The following is a 15,428-nucleotide window of genomic DNA, read 5'->3' on the forward strand; positions in this document are numbered from 1 at the left end:
ATATCATGCTAATCAACCCGAATGAAATTCTGGAAACCATCCGGATGGTGAAAATGGAGCACCTGGACATCCGGACCGTAACCATGGGAATCAGCCTCCGGGACTGCAGCCACCCGGACATCGATATATTCAATGAAAATATCTACGAAAAGATCACGGCCAATGCGAAGAACCTGGTCCGGACAACGGAAGAAATTCAGAACCTTTATGGGATTCCCATCATTAACAAGCGGATCTCCGTAACTCCCATAGCCATCGCAGCCGAAAGCTGTGAAACTCCTGATTTTGTCTCCGTTGCCAAGACCCTGGATAAAGCCGCAAAGGAAGCCGGGGTGGACTTCATAGGGGGTTTCAGTGCTCTTGTCCATAAAGGAGTCACGAAGGGTGACCTGAAATTAATCAATTCGATTCCCGAAGCTCTCGCTTCTACGGAAAAGGTCTGCTCTTCCGTAAACGTGGCAACCACCAGGGCGGGAATCAATATGGACGCAGTCGGCATGATGGGAAATATCATCAAAAAGACCGCCCGGCTGACAGCGGACCGGGACGGAATCGGCTGCGCAAAACTTGTGGTCTTTGCCAACGCCCCCGAGGACAACCCCTTTATGGCAGGGGCTTTCCACGGCATAGGCGAGCCCGAATGCGTGATCAACGTCGGGGTTAGCGGCCCCGGTGTTGTCAATGCTGCCTTAAGGGAGCTTGAAAACCCAAACCTTACGGATATCTCGGAAACGATCAAGAAAACCGCCTTCAAGATCACCCGCATGGGCGAGATGGTGGGCAGGGAAGTTTCCAGGAGACTGGGCGTGGAATTCGGCATCCTTGACCTCTCCCTTGCCCCCACTCCCGAAATAGGGGATAGTGTTGCAGCCATCCTGGAAGCCATGGGCCTGGAACGCTGCGGGACCCACGGGACAACCGCAGCCCTTGCCCTCCTGAACGATGCCGTAAAAAAAGGCGGAGCAATGGCTTCCTCATCCGTAGGCGGCCTGAGCGGGGCTTTCATCCCTGTCAGCGAGGACGCAGGCATGATCGAGGCCGTAAACGTCGGAGCCCTGAGCCTTGAAAAGCTTGAAGCCATGACCTGCGTCTGTTCCGTCGGCCTGGACATGATCGCTGTCCCAGGGGACACGCCTGCCTGCACCCTCTCCGCGATCATCGCTGACGAAATGGCAATCGGAATGATTAACAAAAAGACGACAGCCGTCCGTATCATCCCCGCTCCTGGCAAAAAAGTCGGGGATTCCGTGGAATTCGGAGGGCTCCTGGGTATGGCTCCCGTCATGCCTGTGAGCAAGTTCAGTTCCGAGACCTTCGTGAAAAGGGGCGGCAGGATCCCGGCTCCGATCCAGTCGCTTACGAACTGAAATTCGATTTCGAAAATAGATAGGGGAAATGAAAAGATGTTTACAGTTCCCCTATTTTTACTTTTAGCATTTTTATTTTTAACATTTTTATTTTTGACATTTTGATTTTTTGACTTTTGGCATTTTGACTTTTTGTATCTTTGATTTTTTGATTTTTTGTATCTTTGATTTTTTGATTTTTTGACTTTTTGTATCTCTGTATTTCGGTATTTTTATTTTTCAGTCTTTATTTTTCAGTCGCCTTTGCACGCTCCTCCTTTGTCATCTTAGCAAGGCGCTCAACTTCCTTTATGTCAAGTCCGAGGCCCTTCGCTACCCTGCTCCCGTAGTCGGGGTCAGCTTTGAAAAAGAGGGCAGTCTGCCTGAGATGGATGCGTTTCTGGGCGCCTGAAAGGTGGGCTACGATGTTGCCTACCAGGTGTTCCCGGGCCTCTTCGGTCATGACGTTACGGTAGAGGTTACCAGGCTGTACAAAGTCGTCGTTGCCGTTTATAAGGTGGACTAATTAAGCAATAACCGTACTGAACTCTTCATTATATCCCCCAAAAAATAACAGTTAATTATTGTATTCTTTTTATAAATAATTACACGAAACCTTAGCATCAACCTGAGCATCAGTGAGATCGCCAGCCAAACGGGTTTTTTGCAGGAAAACCCACCAAAAATTTATTTGGATATAATTATATATTATTTCAAATAATGTGTGTATTTATCATGGTAAAGGGGAACCGATGGCATCCAGGCGGTTCACCTCATCCGACATCTGAATGGCAGGTGCCTGGCGGATTGAAGCGGTAAAATACGGAAATTATGCATTTCAGTTATATTTGGTTTTTTTCTTATTGCGAAATCTATATATATTTGGACAAATATGCTTAATTTGCATATTAAATGGTTTGAATTATGTTTTTTAATGTATAATCGGCTGAAAGAAATAATAATTCTCTCTGCTAGCACCGAACTTATTCGGGCTTTAATACCAATTCAATTTAACGAGGCTGAATCATGGAAGGAAAAACATACGGACCTGATACACTTGCCCTGCATGCGGGGTTTACGTCTGACCCTGCAACAGGAGCTCATGCCGTACCGATCTATCAAACAGTAGCTTATCGCTTCGAGGACACCGAACACGCTTCGAACCTTTTCGGGCTCAAGGAATTCGGCAACATCTATACCCGCCTGACCAACCCTACCACCGATGTCCTGGAAAAGCGGGTTGCAGCTTTTGAAGGCGGGACAGGGGCTCTGGCCGTTTCGTCAGGGATGGCGGCAATCTCCCTTGCGCTGCTCACCATAACGGAACTCGGGGATGAGATTGTAGCGGCGGACAACCTCTATGGGGGGACATACCAGCTCTTCAACCACACCCTCCCGAAACTTGGGAGGAATGTGAATTTTGTTGATTCCACAAAGCCTGAAGAGTTCAAAAAAGTGATCACTGAAAAAACAAAGGTGATATATGCCGAGACAATAGGCAACCCCAAGCTTGATGTGCCTGACCTTGAAGCCATTGCGAAAATTGCCCATGAGGCTGGCATCCCCCTGATTGTGGACAACACGACAGGAATCGGGCTTATCAGGCCCTTTGATTTCGGGGCGGATGTCGTTGTCATGTCCGCGACCAAGTTCCTTGGCGGGCACGGGACTTCCCTGGGAGGGGTTATTGTGGATTCGGGGAAGTTTAGCTGGGATTCGGGAAAGTTCCCGGGCTTCACGGAACCGGACCCGAGCTACCACGGGCTGAAGTACTGGGAAGCTTTCGGGAACGTGCCGGAGCTCGGGAACATTGCTTTTATTGTAAAGGCCCGGGTCGAACTCCTGAGGGACCTCGGACCTGCCCTGAGCCCCTTTAACGCCTTCCTCTTCCTGCAGGGGCTTGAGACCCTCTCCTTAAGGGTTAGCAGGCACAGTGAAAACACCCTGAAGGTTGCGCAGTTTCTCAAAGGGCACCCTGCGGTTTCCTGGGTCAATTATCCGGGGCTTCCGGAGCATCCGAGCCATTCCCTGGCTTCCAGGTATCTCAAAGGAGGCTACGGGGCTCTGCTCGGTTTCGGGATAAAGGGTGGACTGAACGCCGGCAGGAAGTTTATTGAGAATGTGGAGCTGCTCTCCCATGTCGCAAACATCGGGGACGCAAAGAGCCTTGTTGTCCACCCTGCTTCCACGACCCATCAGCAGCTTACTCCTGAAGAGAGGGCAGCCACCGGGGTAACTGACGATTTCATCCGGATGTCCGTGGGGCTTGAGGATGTTGAGGACATTATCCGGGATATTGAACAGGCGCTGGCAAAGTCTCAGGAGAAATAAAACAGCAGGATGCAGCAGAAAAAACCGGGCATAAGAACTGGACTTAATGTTTGGACTTTATGCTTGTACGTGATGCTCGGAAAAGATGCTCAGGGATGAAGTAAAACGGAGGTTCGAATGTGAAAAGAGAATCTGTGGGCACCGTTGAGACCCGGTGTTGCCGGTTTGAGGGTGAGTTGCTGCTTGAAGGCGGGGGCAGACTCAAAGATCTAACGTTAGCCTACGAAACTTACGGGGCCCTGAACCGGGAGAAAAGCAATGCTATCCTGGTCTGCCACGCCCTGACCGGGGACGCCCATGCCGCGGGCTGGCATGAAGGGGATAAGAAGCCCGGGTGGTGGGACAGCATCATCGGGCCCGGGAAAGCCTTGGATACGGAGAAGTATTTCATTGTCTGTTCCAACGTCCTCGGGGGCTGCAAAGGTTCCACTGGACCGGCTTCAATCAACCCGGAGACAGGAACGACTTACGGCATGGATTTTCCCGTGATCACCATCGGAGATATGGTGCATGCCCAGAAAAAACTGGTCGAACACCTGGGGGTCTCCCGGCTTTTTGCGGTTGTGGGAGGTTCCATGGGAGGGATGCAGGTTTTACAGTGGTCGGTTTCGTATCCGGATATGGTGGAAAAGGCCGTTGCAATTGCGACCACTGCCTCCTCTTCTGCCCAGCAGATCGCCTTTAACGAGGTCGGAAGGCTTGCAATTCTCTCCGATCCGGACTGGAAAGGCGGGAACTACCCGGCAGGAACCCCTCCGGGTCACGGGCTGGCCATTGCCCGGATGATCGGGCATATTACTTACCTGAGTGACGAGTCCATGCACCGGAAGTTTGGCAGGGAACTGCAGGACAAGGAGGAATATGCTTTTGATTTTTCCCGGGACTTTGCGGTGCAGAGCTACCTGCACCATCAGGGCAGTTCCTTTACCGAGCGTTTTGACGCAAACTCCTATCTCTACATCACAAAGGCAGTGGATTACTTCGACCTTTCTAGAAACGGTTCCCTGATCGAAGGCTTCGGGGGCGTGAAGGCGGCTTTCCTGGTGATTTCCGTAAGTTCGGACTGGCTCTATCCCCCCTACCAGTCAAGGGCGATAGTCTCTGCCCTGAGTGCCGCTAACGTGGAGGTTACTTACCGGGAAATCGAGTCCCATTACGGGCATGATGCCTTTTTGCTGGAAGCCGGGCAGCTGAATTACCTTCTCCACAATTTCCTCTCCCGGCTCTGCATTTCCGAAGTCATGGCAGAAAATGTAATTACCATTGGGGAAGGAAGCAGTATTGAAGACGCTGCTTGCACAATGTTCAGGGAAGGGATTACCCATTTGCCTGTGGTTTCGGAAAAACCAGGAAAACCAGAAGATGAAAAACTTGTGGGGATCGTAACTGCCTGGGACATTACCAGGGCCTTTGCGTTAAAATGCCGGACCCTCGACGAGATTATGACAAAAGAAGTTATAACAGCAAACCCCGAGGAGCCTGTTGAAACTGCGGCCAGGAAAATGGATTCCCACAGGATTTCGGCTCTGCCGGTAGTAGACGGGGAGGGAAGGCTCCTCGGGATCGTGGGGGATGAGGCTATAAACCGGTTTATAGGCAGGTTTTAAGGTCTTTGTATTTCATTTTTTCTCTTCAATTTTTTCTCTTCAATTTTTTCTCTTCAATTTTCTCTCTTCAATTTTCAGGCCTGCGGAGCCTATCCAGAGTTCCCTCATCGTTTCCCTGATTTCTTCTATCTTCCTTACGTTTTCTTCATCGTTGATTATGTCAAGTTCGTTGAAAGATTCCAGGGCCACCTTTGCTGCGATCGAGGCGTCGTTAAGGTATCTGTTTTCAGCATGGGCCATTATGGTCTGGAGGGAGGACGTAGCCTGGAAAACGGCGTTTTCCATTTCTTCTTCCTTTGCACTCTTTCCTATTTCCTCAAGGGAATCGGCAATGCTTCCTGCCGCACTTTGCATGTTCTCTGCCATTGCTGCAACTGCCATCTCTTCCAGCATGAGCTCTATTCCAACCGCGGCATCTTCAAGTTTTTGCTGGGCTGCGAGCTTTCCCGTATCTCCCAGACAGGAAATGCAGTTTGCGGTGTTTTCCGAAAAGTCCGGAAACCTCAGCCTGGCAACTGATTTCCCTATTTCCCCAAGCCCGACTGCAACTGCAACTGTTTCCCTTTCCTCGTTTCTGAGAGCCGCCGAATTTCCGCTTTTTCCAAGCACCGAAGCGGCAAGTTTGGCAACCATTTCCATCTGCTGCTCCGCAGCAGCTTTTCCGATGGTCCCGAAAGAGAGCAGGATACTGATAGTTGTGCTTTCGGTTTTCTGTTCCACGGAACGCTGTAAGATCCTTTCAAGAGCCCTGATGGAATTTACAGCGGCATTTTCCATTCCCTGCATGGTGGCGGCTTTTCCAATCGCCTTTATTGAAACTACCGCATTTTCTGCCTCATACTCTTTCCTATCATTTAGATAAGCCGTCCCGATTTCACTCAAAAAATCGAGGGCCTGGCGCACCCCTTCGTCAAAATTCTCTTCGACGGAAGCCAGCCCCAACTCTACCATCTTGTTTTCTTCCTTTGAAAGCATGACCTGTAACCCCTTTACAACCACCAATTATTTTTATTAAAGCAGGTTTCCCGTTCGATTTGCACCTGTTATGCCTAATTTTCTTTCACTTTTTTATTTCGATTGTCTTCTAATTCTGTTCTCTTTTCAGTTTTCAGTTCTTTCTATATCAACAAGGCTCAATTTACAAATCTCAATCTACAAGGCGGCCTTCTGAGAAATGATATATATAATAAAGAATCAGGAAAACAAGAATTGTAAGCACTGCTTTGAAATCTATTTTCTTCAAAAAATCCATAATTATCAAATCCCCCCGCATTTTCTGTTATATTACTCTATTCTGTTATATTCCTCTATTTTGCACTATCCAGATGTCCCTTAATAACTTTATGGCATCCTTTGTTCAAATATTTTCAGGTTATGTATTTTCGGGCAGGAATATTCTGGAAAAAACATTCTGAGAAAAAGTATTCTGAGAAAAAGTATTCTGAGAAAAAGTATTCTGAGAAAAAGTATTCCCGGTGGAAAATCCTTTGCAGGAGTAATTCCCGGTACATTATAATGTTAATATATTTTTCAAGTGCCCGGGAGCATAAAATAACAAATATGCTGGTGCAAAGCACCCTTTTCGAACCTTTAATCTACCCTTCGAGCTAAGCCGTTGTACCGAGCTGTTTTGCCGAGTTTGCAACGGGCTGCTCTACTTAGTGAGACTTTTGCATATGGATTTTCGTGTTAGGGGGCTGTAGTAACGGAGGCAGTCTGTGAAGGGAAACTCTGTGCAGACATCTCCAGCTATCCGGGTATAAATAATAGCTACAGGGATTACAGGGGTTATTCGAATAACTGCAGTGAACTTACCCTGATCCCTTCAGGACGGCTTCTTTTCTGTTTACTCTTATCGGGCTTTTCCTGAAGTTTTCTCAGGCTATGGCGCCGGCTGAAAAGTGATATATGTAATATAGAATTGCAAACACAAGTACTGCAAGTACTGCTTTGAAGTCCATAATTGTGATCCTCCTTTTTTCTGGAGTGTTTCTCAGGCTATGGCGCCGGCGGAAATGTGGTAGATATAGTAAAGCATACAGAATACCAGTAACGCAAGGATTGCCTTGAAGTCCATAATTGTGATCCTCCTTTTGAAACTATCAAGAAAAATCCGTTTTGTAAGGTGAAAAATAGTAGTGAGGAGCAGGTATATATAAATTCCGTTTTTGTGCCGCTATTGCTTCCTTTTCCGGGTTTTTTAGAGGATCTGCAATTCTCATGTTTGGTTTCATTTAAGGGCTAAATTCTTACGTTATTTTTCAGGGAGTGAGGCCAAAGGAACGAAGCTTTATCAGCCGGAAAGTTACTTAATCACTTATTTTCTAAAAGAAATTTTATATATATTCCAGCATGATAATCCATGGGGGATTAATCATAGCTAGAGATCTCTTGAGTATACGTTTTATTTCCCTGATATTGATCGGACTTCTTCTATTCGCTGCGGGGTGTGTGGAAGAGGGTGCTGAAGAAGGAGAGGAAACAGGTGAAGTTGGTGAAGCCGGGGAAAGTTCTCTTCCTGCCGACTGGAAGGACTACGAACTTGTGGATACCCGGACCGGGGAGACATTCAGGGTAAGCGATTTCAAGGGGAAGCCCGTTCTGCTCGAAACCTTTTCCGTCTGGTGCCCTACCTGCCTGAAACAGCAGCAGGAAGTCAAGAAGATGGTGGGTAACTTAGGTAACGGGGTTATACATATATCCCTGGATGTGGACCCTAATGAGGATGAGGAAATCGTAAGGAACCATATGGAAAGCAACGGCTTTAAATGGTATTCGGCAGTGGCTCCCCCGGAAATGACCCAGGAGCTCATAGATGAGTTTGGGATAACGGTTGTAAATGCTCCTGCGGCTCCTGTGATACTTGTCTGCGAAGACCAGTCCGCCCGCTTGCTTGAGCAAAGGGGAGTAAAACCGGTAGCCCTTCTGGAAGAAGAAATTGAGAAGGGCTGCTGACGGGTTTAGCTGCTGACAGGTTTGATTGCTGACAGGTTTGATTGCTGACAGGTTTGATTGCTGACAGGTTTGATTGCTGACAGGTTTGATTGCTGACAGGTTTGATTGCTGACAGGTTTGATTGCTGACAGGTTTGATTGCTGACAGGTTTGATTGCTGACAGGTTTGATTGCTGACAGGTTTGATTGCTTGTAAGTCTTAGTGCCAATAATTTTGGTTGCGGTAGACGTTGATTGCTCGAAAATTAAATGTTGAAGTTTTCTGGGCTGTAAAACCAGATAACCGGTAAACTTCGGATTGCCCGGAGAGTTTCAAAAAGGGAGTATTGCCAGGCAAGTTGGAGAATTTCCTGTGTTGAAGGGGGGAGCACTAAACGATAAATTATTTGCTGGAGATATCCAGGGCTTTTTTGCTCGGGCTGCTAACTCCTTTGACAGCGGTCTGCGTTATCCCTCTCTACCCGGGATTTTTAGCATACCTTTCGAACCAGCTGGGCAAGAGGCCCGGAGGGGAAGCAGAAGAACGAAGCCGAAAAATGCTGGTTTTATTCGGGCTGATCATCACGGCAGGAATCATTACCTTCATGCTCATCCTGGGATTCGTGTTCACAACGGTTTTGCAGGTTTCCCTTACAAAAGTCATCGGCGTTGTGTCCCCTATCGCATTCGGAATCCTGATCTTTATCAGCCTCATCCTGATCTTCGACGTGGACGTGGCAAGGTACGTTCCGAGGGGCCGGGCTCCCAGGGTCGGGAATCCCTATGTTACTGCTTTTCTTTACGGCTTCTTTTTCGGGGCGATAGTGGTCCCATGCCAGCCGGCATTTATCGCAACCCTGTTTGCAATTGCGGTCTCCAGCCCGGCTTTTGGTATAAATATGCTTCGCTTTCTCTTTTTCGGCCTGGGAATCGGCTTTCCCCTCCTGCTGTTCTCGGCTGTTTCCACCCGGTCGAGCAGGCAGATAATCGGGTTCCTGGTCAAAAACAGGAGAAATATCAACCTGGTTACCGGGGTTGTCATGCTGGTGGTTTCCGTTTACTATCTGGTTTTCGTGTTCAGGATATTCGGGTGAGGTGTTTTCAGGAAAGGTTGGACAGGCATAATGAGACATGGGAAGAGGACTCAGGCAAAGTGGACTCAGGCAAAGTGGGCTCAGGCAAAGTAGTATAAAGAAAATAGAGGTCCGGGAAATCCATTGTATTATTAATTATTTTCATTGATGGGGGGATTATGAATGCTTATGCAAAGGGACAGGCGGCTTGGGATGTTCTTGATGTTTGTGCTTATCCTTGCAGGCATCCTGAGCAGTTGCTGTATCGAAAACGGGGAGGAGGAAGTGGTCGGTACGACTCCGGAGGGGCTGGAAATCAGGGTTGGTTCGGACGGGGAGAAGTTCATTATAGAACCGGATAAGCTGGTTTCCGGGGGGCCTCCGAAAGACGGGATCCCGTCAATTGATTCCCCGAAGTACGTGGGCGTGGAGGAGGCTGATGCCTGGATCCGGGATGACGAACTCGTGCTTGCGCTCATCTACAGGGATGTAAAAAGGGTTTATCCGCTTCAGATCATGGTTTGGCACGAGATCGTAAATGACAAAATTGCGGGAGATCCGATCCTGATCACATACTGCCCTCTCTGCGGCTCGGGAATTGCTTATGAGCGCACGTTGGACGGAGAGGACGTTGAGTTCGGAGTCTCGGGAAAACTCTACAATTCAAACCTGGTCATGTACGACCGGAAGACCGACTCTTACTGGACTCAGATCGACGGGCTTGCGATTGTCGGGGAAATGACTGGCACTAGGCTGAAGCCGATCTCTGTTGACACAGTGGTCTGGAGGGACTGGAAAGCAGCCCACCCGGATTCCGAAGTCCTGAGCCAGGACACGGGCTTTGACCGGCCTTACGGGCGGGACCCCTACGGGAACTACTATGAGGACAGTTTCCTCTTCTTCCCGGTGGAAAATGAGGACGACAGTAGTGTTCACCCAAAAACCGTGATCTTCGGGATCGAAGTTGACGGGGTTTTCAAGGCCTACCGTGAGTCCGACCTGATTGAAGAGGGGGTTATTGAGGACACCGTGAACGGCGTCCCGATTAAGGTCGAAAGGGGCGAGGCAGGCATCGTTACCGTCACGAACCTGGAAACCGGAGATGAAATCGTAAAGGAGAGAGACTTCTGGTTTGCCTGGTACGCGTTCCACCCCGAAACCGAACTGTATGAGGCTGAGTGAGGTAATTTGAGTGAGGTAATTTGAGTGAGGTAATTTGAGTGAGTTAGGTAAGTTGAATGGAGGGTTTGTGTCTATGAAGCGAGTGGTTCATACTTTGTATGTCTTGATTTGCATTGCTGTCCTTTTGTTTGCATCAGGCTGTGCGGAAGAAGAAGATGAAGGGGATGAAGGAATAGAGCCGGTTCCTGAAGACATTCCGCTTCCTGAAGAAATCCCGGCTCCGGGAGCTGAAAATGCTGAGGAATCCGTAGAAGGTGTCGAAGGTGTTGAAGATGTCGAAGGTGTTGAAGATGCCGAAAGTGTCGAAGGTGCCGAAGGTGTTGAAGGTGGAGAAATCAGTGTTGAGGTGCTCGAAGCCCCCGAATCCGTGGAAGTGGGGCAGAGTTTCCTGATCCGCTGGCACTTAAATAGCACAGTTGAAACGGAAATCCCGCATACAGCAGTCCACTACGGCCCCGAACCTGTGAGTGGGGAATTGACCCTGGAGAGCTACCCCTTTCTGACCGTCCCGGAAAACGGGACGATTCCTGCCGAATTCGAAGAAACGCTGGTGCTTGAAGAGGCAGGTACAGTGTATTTCAGAGCCCATGCAATTGTTGACGAAAGCAGTTACTGGTCTGACGAACAAATCATAGAAGTGCTTGAACCCGGGCTTGAACCAGAGACAGAAATTGAACCGGAGATTGAAAACGAATCCGAAGGAGCTTCAGGCGGATCTCAGGGGATCGAGGTGCTTGACTATCCCACGAGCGTTGAGGGCGGGGAATACTTTACCATCCGCTGGGAAGTTACGGGCGGAACCCCCGGAGAAATAAGTGAAACTGTACTTATAAGCGGGTCCGAAAGTGGGAATGAAAGCCTGGCTGACTATCCGACAAAAAGTTCTCCTCAGGGCGGCACCACTCCTAAAGAATTCGAGTTCAGGTTGAGGGCTCCACTTTCCGGTGACATCTATTTCAGAGCATATGCTGTGGTTGATGATGCCGAAGTCTTCTCCCCTGAGTACGAGATTTCGGTAAGCGAGGCTTCAGGGTCTTCCGGGTATTGATTGATTGATTGATTGATTGATTGATTGATTGGTTGATCGATTGGTGGTTGATCGGCATATGGCAAATCTGTGAACGGCAAATTTATCAAGATGCAGGAGAAGAGCAAGCAGTTCCGGCGCTCTCCGGTAGAGCAGGACTCATTCAGGTGCGAACTGATCAGTTTCAGGGAAGCCTGCAGGCTTTCCAGGTTACTCACCCGGAAAATCAAGGCTTCCGGCTTCCAGCCTGACCTGATCGTAGCCATTGGGAGGGGCGGCTATGTGCCGGCGAGGATGGTCGCGGATTTTCTCCTTTTCAATGACCTTTGCTCCATGAAGATCGAACACTACACCCGGGCTGCGGACATGCAGGAAGAAGCCCGGATCAAATTTCCAATTTCCGTGGATATAAGCGGAAAAAAAGTGCTTATCGTGGACGATGTGACCGACACCGGGGAGACCCTTTGCCTTGCTGTGGACTATGTGCAGAGCCTGAACCCCGCAGAGGTCAGGACTGCCGTGCTCCAGCACAAGACCTGTTCCGCCTTTACCCCGGATTTTTACTCGCAAAAAATCGTCAAATGGCGCTGGATCATCTATCCCTGGGCCCTCTATGAAGACCTGGCAGGATTTACTGTAAAAGTCATTGGGGACAGGACCCGGGACCTTTCCGGGATCGTAGCCGGGTTTAAGGAAAGGTATGAGATAGAAATCGGGGAAGAAGAGCTTCTTGATATTCTGGCTGACCTGGTTGAGAGGGGAGAGCTTGAGAAGGTTGAAGGAGGAGAATTTGAGAGGGTTGAGGGAAAGAAGCCGGGGTGGCGGGTTTTAGCTAGATAACTTGTAAGTGACAAAAAAGGATAACATTTCAGGACTTTACGGTCATTTTTCTTAAATATGTGTATTTCATTAGCAGTAGGTACATTTTAAGTGTTCGATCTTCAAAACGATTATTTGACTTTTCCCGAAATTTATCCTGTACAGGAACCTGTAGTGTCCGGCTCTCAACCTGATGAGTTCTTCCCTGCTCTCGATAATTCTCTTTGCTCCGGGGGGCATAGGGTCGGTTGTTAGCTTTTTGATGATTTCCATTGTCCGGTAATCCGTATACAGGTTGGATTTTTCCAGGAAAGATTGGGAGTCTTCATCAAGAAAAATTTCAAATATGTCGGACTCATGGTCTTTCTTTAAGCCCATTTCTTCTTCCATTTTTTTCAGAGTTTTCAGTTTCCCTTCCGATTCATTTTGAAAACTTGCTTTTAAGAGGTCACTTTCTTCCCAGGTAAGTATGGTATCTACATCAACCATATGTTCCCTTATTTCCCAGAGCTGTTTTTTGATGAAGTTAAGTTCTTCAATGACCTTTTTCTCGAACTCCGGCGTTCCCATGCTTAAATGTTGAATTGTCTCTTATATATAGGTATCTTCAAAAACTTACAATGATATTCAGCTCTATAAATTTCAATTTTCCAGCCCCATGATTTTGTTTTCCATGAGAGAGTTCTTGTTTTGCGTCACTCTATGGTCACTTCTCGTTCGGTCTTCGTATCTATCTCTGGTTTTTGCCGGGGTCAGAAGTGTCACCATGGGTTTTCAGGGATTTCGATATAAAGAAAACTTTCCGCAATGTTTAAAATCTTTTAATATGCTAATATAGCATAATATGCAGACATCTGCTTATATTTCGTTTTTATCTCTTTAGTGCTGATTTTTATTACCTGTCAGCCTATCTTTATCACTTTCTCGCTTATCCCTGATAGAAGTAGATAAATAAAAAATGTTTGATCAAGCGATTCAATTACACTGCTTCGCCGGAGAACAATTATGGAATCATTGTTAGGAAACATCGACATCATACTTGGGGTCTCTATTCTTCTTCTTTCCATATTCCACAAATTTGCGGTTCCTTCGGTGCTGGGTTTCCTTGTAACCGGCATGCTTTTGGGGCCTTATGGACTGGGACTGATTGGAGAGACTCAGGGAGTGGAAATCCTTGCGGAGTTTGGGGTCATCTTCCTGCTATTTATTATTGGGGTTGAACTTTCCCTTAAGGAACTCTGGGAGATAAAGAAGACAGTGCTTGCAGGAGGTACCCTTCAAGTCCTGCTGACAATTTTACTGGTTTTCCTGCTATGCACGCAACTGGGCTTCAGCAGGGCAACTTCGGTGTTCATAGGTTTTCTCATTTCCCTGAGCAGTACTGCAATAGTGCTCAAAATCCTTCAGGAAAAGTCCGAGGTCTACAGCCCCCACGGGCGAACCTCGCTTGCAGTTCTGATCTTCCAGGACATCATTATCGTGCCCATGATCCTTGTCACACCTCTGCTGGCAGGGGGCTCGGAAGGAGTTACGGGTTTGCTTTTAATCCTCCTCTTTAAAGGGGTAGGGATCATCCTGTTAGTTATTCTGAGTGCCCGCTATATTGTTCCCAGGCTCCTCTATTACGTTGCCACGACCCGCAGCAGGGAATTGTTCCTTCTGAGCGTTATTTTCATCTGCCTTTCAACGGCTCTCCTGACTTCAAGTGCCGGGCTGTCCCTTGCCCTGGGGGCTTTCCTGGCCGGGCTGGTCATTTCCGAGTCCGAATACAGCCAGCAGACTGCAGGGTACATTACTCCTTTTAAAGATGTCTTCATGAGCTTTTTTTTCGTGTCCATTGGCATGCTGCTGGATGTGCAGTATTTCCTTCAAAATCCCCATGTCTTCATCCTGATGGCTTTTGCCGTCGTCTTCCTGAAAGCATTTTCCGGAGCCATTGCAACTTTTTTACTCGGCTATCCTCTACGCACCACCCTGCTCACGGGGCTTGCCTTATCCCAGGTAGGGGAGTTCTCCTTCGTCCTTTCGAAGTTCGGCCTGGAATTCAATCTTCTGAACCAAAACACTTACCAGACTTTCCTTGCCGTTTCCATACTCACGATGGGCATCACCCCCTTTGTTATAAACGGGTCTCCCGGAGTTGTGGACTTCTTCCTCAGGAAGGTTTCCGACACGAAACTGGTGCATGGGCTCTATTCCAATAGACTGCGCTCTGACAAACGGTGTTTCGGCAAGTTGCACCCTGACAAGCCACATTCCGATAAATCGCACCCTGGTCCCGGGAAAATTGAGGTTGGTGAAGAGCTCAAGCTTAACGACCACCTTATAATTGTCGGGTATGGTTTTAACGGCAGGACAGTTTCAAAAGCAGCAAAAACCGCGGGTATTCCCTATATAATTATAGAAATAAACCCTGAAATAGTCCGTCGGGAAAAAGCCAGAGGGGAACGGATCTACTATGGGGACGCCACTTACGAAGCTGTAATGGAACATGCCGGAATAAGGGATGCACGCATTCTTGTTATTGGGATTTCAGACCCTGCTGCTACCCGGAAGGCCGTGAAAATGGTAAAACACCTGAACCCTAAAATCCATATCATTGCAAGGACCCGCTACCTGCGCGAAATGGAACCTCTGCATGCCCTGGGCGCGGAGGAAATCATTCCCGAAGAATACGAGACTTCAGTTGAGGTTTTTGTCCGCCTCCTTGAAAAGTACCTTGTTCCCGGAGAAGACATTGAGAAATTAGTCAGAGAAATTCGGGCTGACGGCTATGGGATGTTGCGAAAGCTCTCCGACGGAAAACCCGTCAAATTCAACATCAGAAAAGACCTCCCCGGGCTGGAAGTTACTGTAATCAGAGTACATGAGGGTTCCGAAATTGCCGGAAAAACCCTCACAGACATGGAACTCAGAAAAAAACACGGAGTTACAGTCCTTTCAATCCGGCGAGACTCCGATATGATACACACTCCCGACGGCTGTACTCCTATTCAGGCAAATGATGTCTGCATCCTGCTAGGGAAACCCCGTAAACTGCACGATGCCAGGAGATTTTTTGAATGAGTTCCGAAGGTAAAAAAATTAGAAGGTAAAAAAAGTAAATTCAG

At 48.1% G+C, this 15,428-nt stretch carries 12 protein-coding genes; 9 read left to right on the forward strand and 3 right to left on the reverse strand.

Translation table 11 applies throughout. The features are described 5' to 3' along the window. Positions 1-5 precede the first annotated feature (5 nt). Entirely contained in the window at positions 6-1,367 is a 1,362-nt protein-coding gene (locus tag MSMTP_RS06785) for a PFL family protein (RefSeq protein WP_048182928.1), read from the forward strand. A 226-nt stretch (positions 1,368-1,593) separates the two neighbouring features. Here the strand turns inward: MSMTP_RS06785 and MSMTP_RS06790 are convergent, their stop codons facing one another. After that, a complete protein-coding gene (locus tag MSMTP_RS06790; protein ID WP_255351037.1) occupies positions 1,594-1,860 on the reverse strand; it encodes a catalase-related domain-containing protein in 267 nt (88 codons plus the stop codon). Positions 1,861-2,372: 512 nt separating this feature from the next. Between MSMTP_RS06790 and MSMTP_RS06795 the strand changes: the two genes are divergently transcribed. Both MSMTP_RS06795 and MSMTP_RS06800 read left to right on the forward strand, forming a co-directional pair. Further along, complete coding sequence (locus tag MSMTP_RS06795) at positions 2,373-3,677, forward strand: O-acetylhomoserine aminocarboxypropyltransferase/cysteine synthase family protein (protein ID WP_048178366.1); 1,305 nt, start codon at positions 2,373-2,375, stop codon at positions 3,675-3,677. A gap of 119 nt (positions 3,678-3,796) precedes the next feature. After that, positions 3,797-5,284 (forward strand): homoserine O-acetyltransferase, encoded by a 1,488-nt coding sequence (locus MSMTP_RS06800; RefSeq protein ID WP_048178367.1) that lies wholly within the window; start codon positions 3,797-3,799, stop codon positions 5,282-5,284. A 39-nt stretch (positions 5,285-5,323) separates the two neighbouring features. Here MSMTP_RS06800 and MSMTP_RS06805 read toward each other — a convergent pair whose 3' ends face one another. Further along, positions 5,324-6,259, reverse strand: a complete 936-nt coding sequence (locus MSMTP_RS06805; protein WP_048178368.1) for a hypothetical protein — start codon at positions 6,257-6,259, stop codon at positions 5,324-5,326. Positions 6,260-7,735: 1,476 nt separating this feature from the next. Here MSMTP_RS06805 and MSMTP_RS06815 point away from each other — a divergent pair. The 5 genes from MSMTP_RS06815 (at position 7,736) to MSMTP_RS06835 (ending at position 12,339) form a co-directional block, all read left to right on the forward strand. Beyond that, positions 7,736-8,239 carry a redoxin family protein gene (locus tag MSMTP_RS06815; protein WP_052718301.1) on the forward strand — a complete coding sequence of 168 codons (504 nt, stop codon included), beginning with the start codon at positions 7,736-7,738 and terminating at the stop codon, positions 8,237-8,239. 385 nt (positions 8,240-8,624) lie between these two features. Next, positions 8,625-9,311 (forward strand): cytochrome c biogenesis CcdA family protein, encoded by a 687-nt coding sequence (locus tag MSMTP_RS06820; RefSeq protein WP_197076160.1) that lies wholly within the window; start codon positions 8,625-8,627, stop codon positions 9,309-9,311. Positions 9,312-9,473: 162 nt separating this feature from the next. Beyond that, positions 9,474-10,472 (forward strand): DUF3179 domain-containing protein, encoded by a 999-nt coding sequence (locus MSMTP_RS06825; RefSeq protein WP_052718302.1) that lies wholly within the window; start codon positions 9,474-9,476, stop codon positions 10,470-10,472. Between the two features lie 73 nt (positions 10,473-10,545). Then, positions 10,546-11,520, forward strand: a complete 975-nt coding sequence (locus MSMTP_RS06830) for a hypothetical protein (protein ID WP_156153713.1) — start codon at positions 10,546-10,548, stop codon at positions 11,518-11,520. Positions 11,521-11,589: 69 nt separating this feature from the next. Beyond that, positions 11,590-12,339: a phosphoribosyltransferase gene (locus tag MSMTP_RS06835; protein ID WP_231582949.1), complete on the forward strand. Its 750-nt coding sequence runs from the start codon at positions 11,590-11,592 to the stop codon at positions 12,337-12,339. Positions 12,340-12,408: 69 nt separating this feature from the next. Here the strand turns inward: MSMTP_RS06835 and MSMTP_RS06840 are convergent, their stop codons facing one another. Further along, positions 12,409-12,888, reverse strand: coding sequence for a type II toxin-antitoxin system RelE/ParE family toxin (locus tag MSMTP_RS06840; protein WP_048178372.1), 480 nt, complete (start codon positions 12,886-12,888; stop codon positions 12,409-12,411). Between the two features lie 435 nt (positions 12,889-13,323). On the opposite strand from MSMTP_RS06840, the gene MSMTP_RS06845 reads away from it, so the two are divergent. Further along, positions 13,324-15,384 carry a cation:proton antiporter gene (locus MSMTP_RS06845; protein ID WP_048178373.1) on the forward strand — a complete coding sequence of 687 codons (2,061 nt, stop codon included), beginning with the start codon at positions 13,324-13,326 and terminating at the stop codon, positions 15,382-15,384. Positions 15,385-15,428: the final 44 nt, after the last annotated feature.

The organism is Methanosarcina sp. MTP4 (genome assembly GCF_000970045.1).
Classification (GTDB): Archaea; Halobacteriota; Methanosarcinia; order Methanosarcinales; family Methanosarcinaceae; genus MTP4.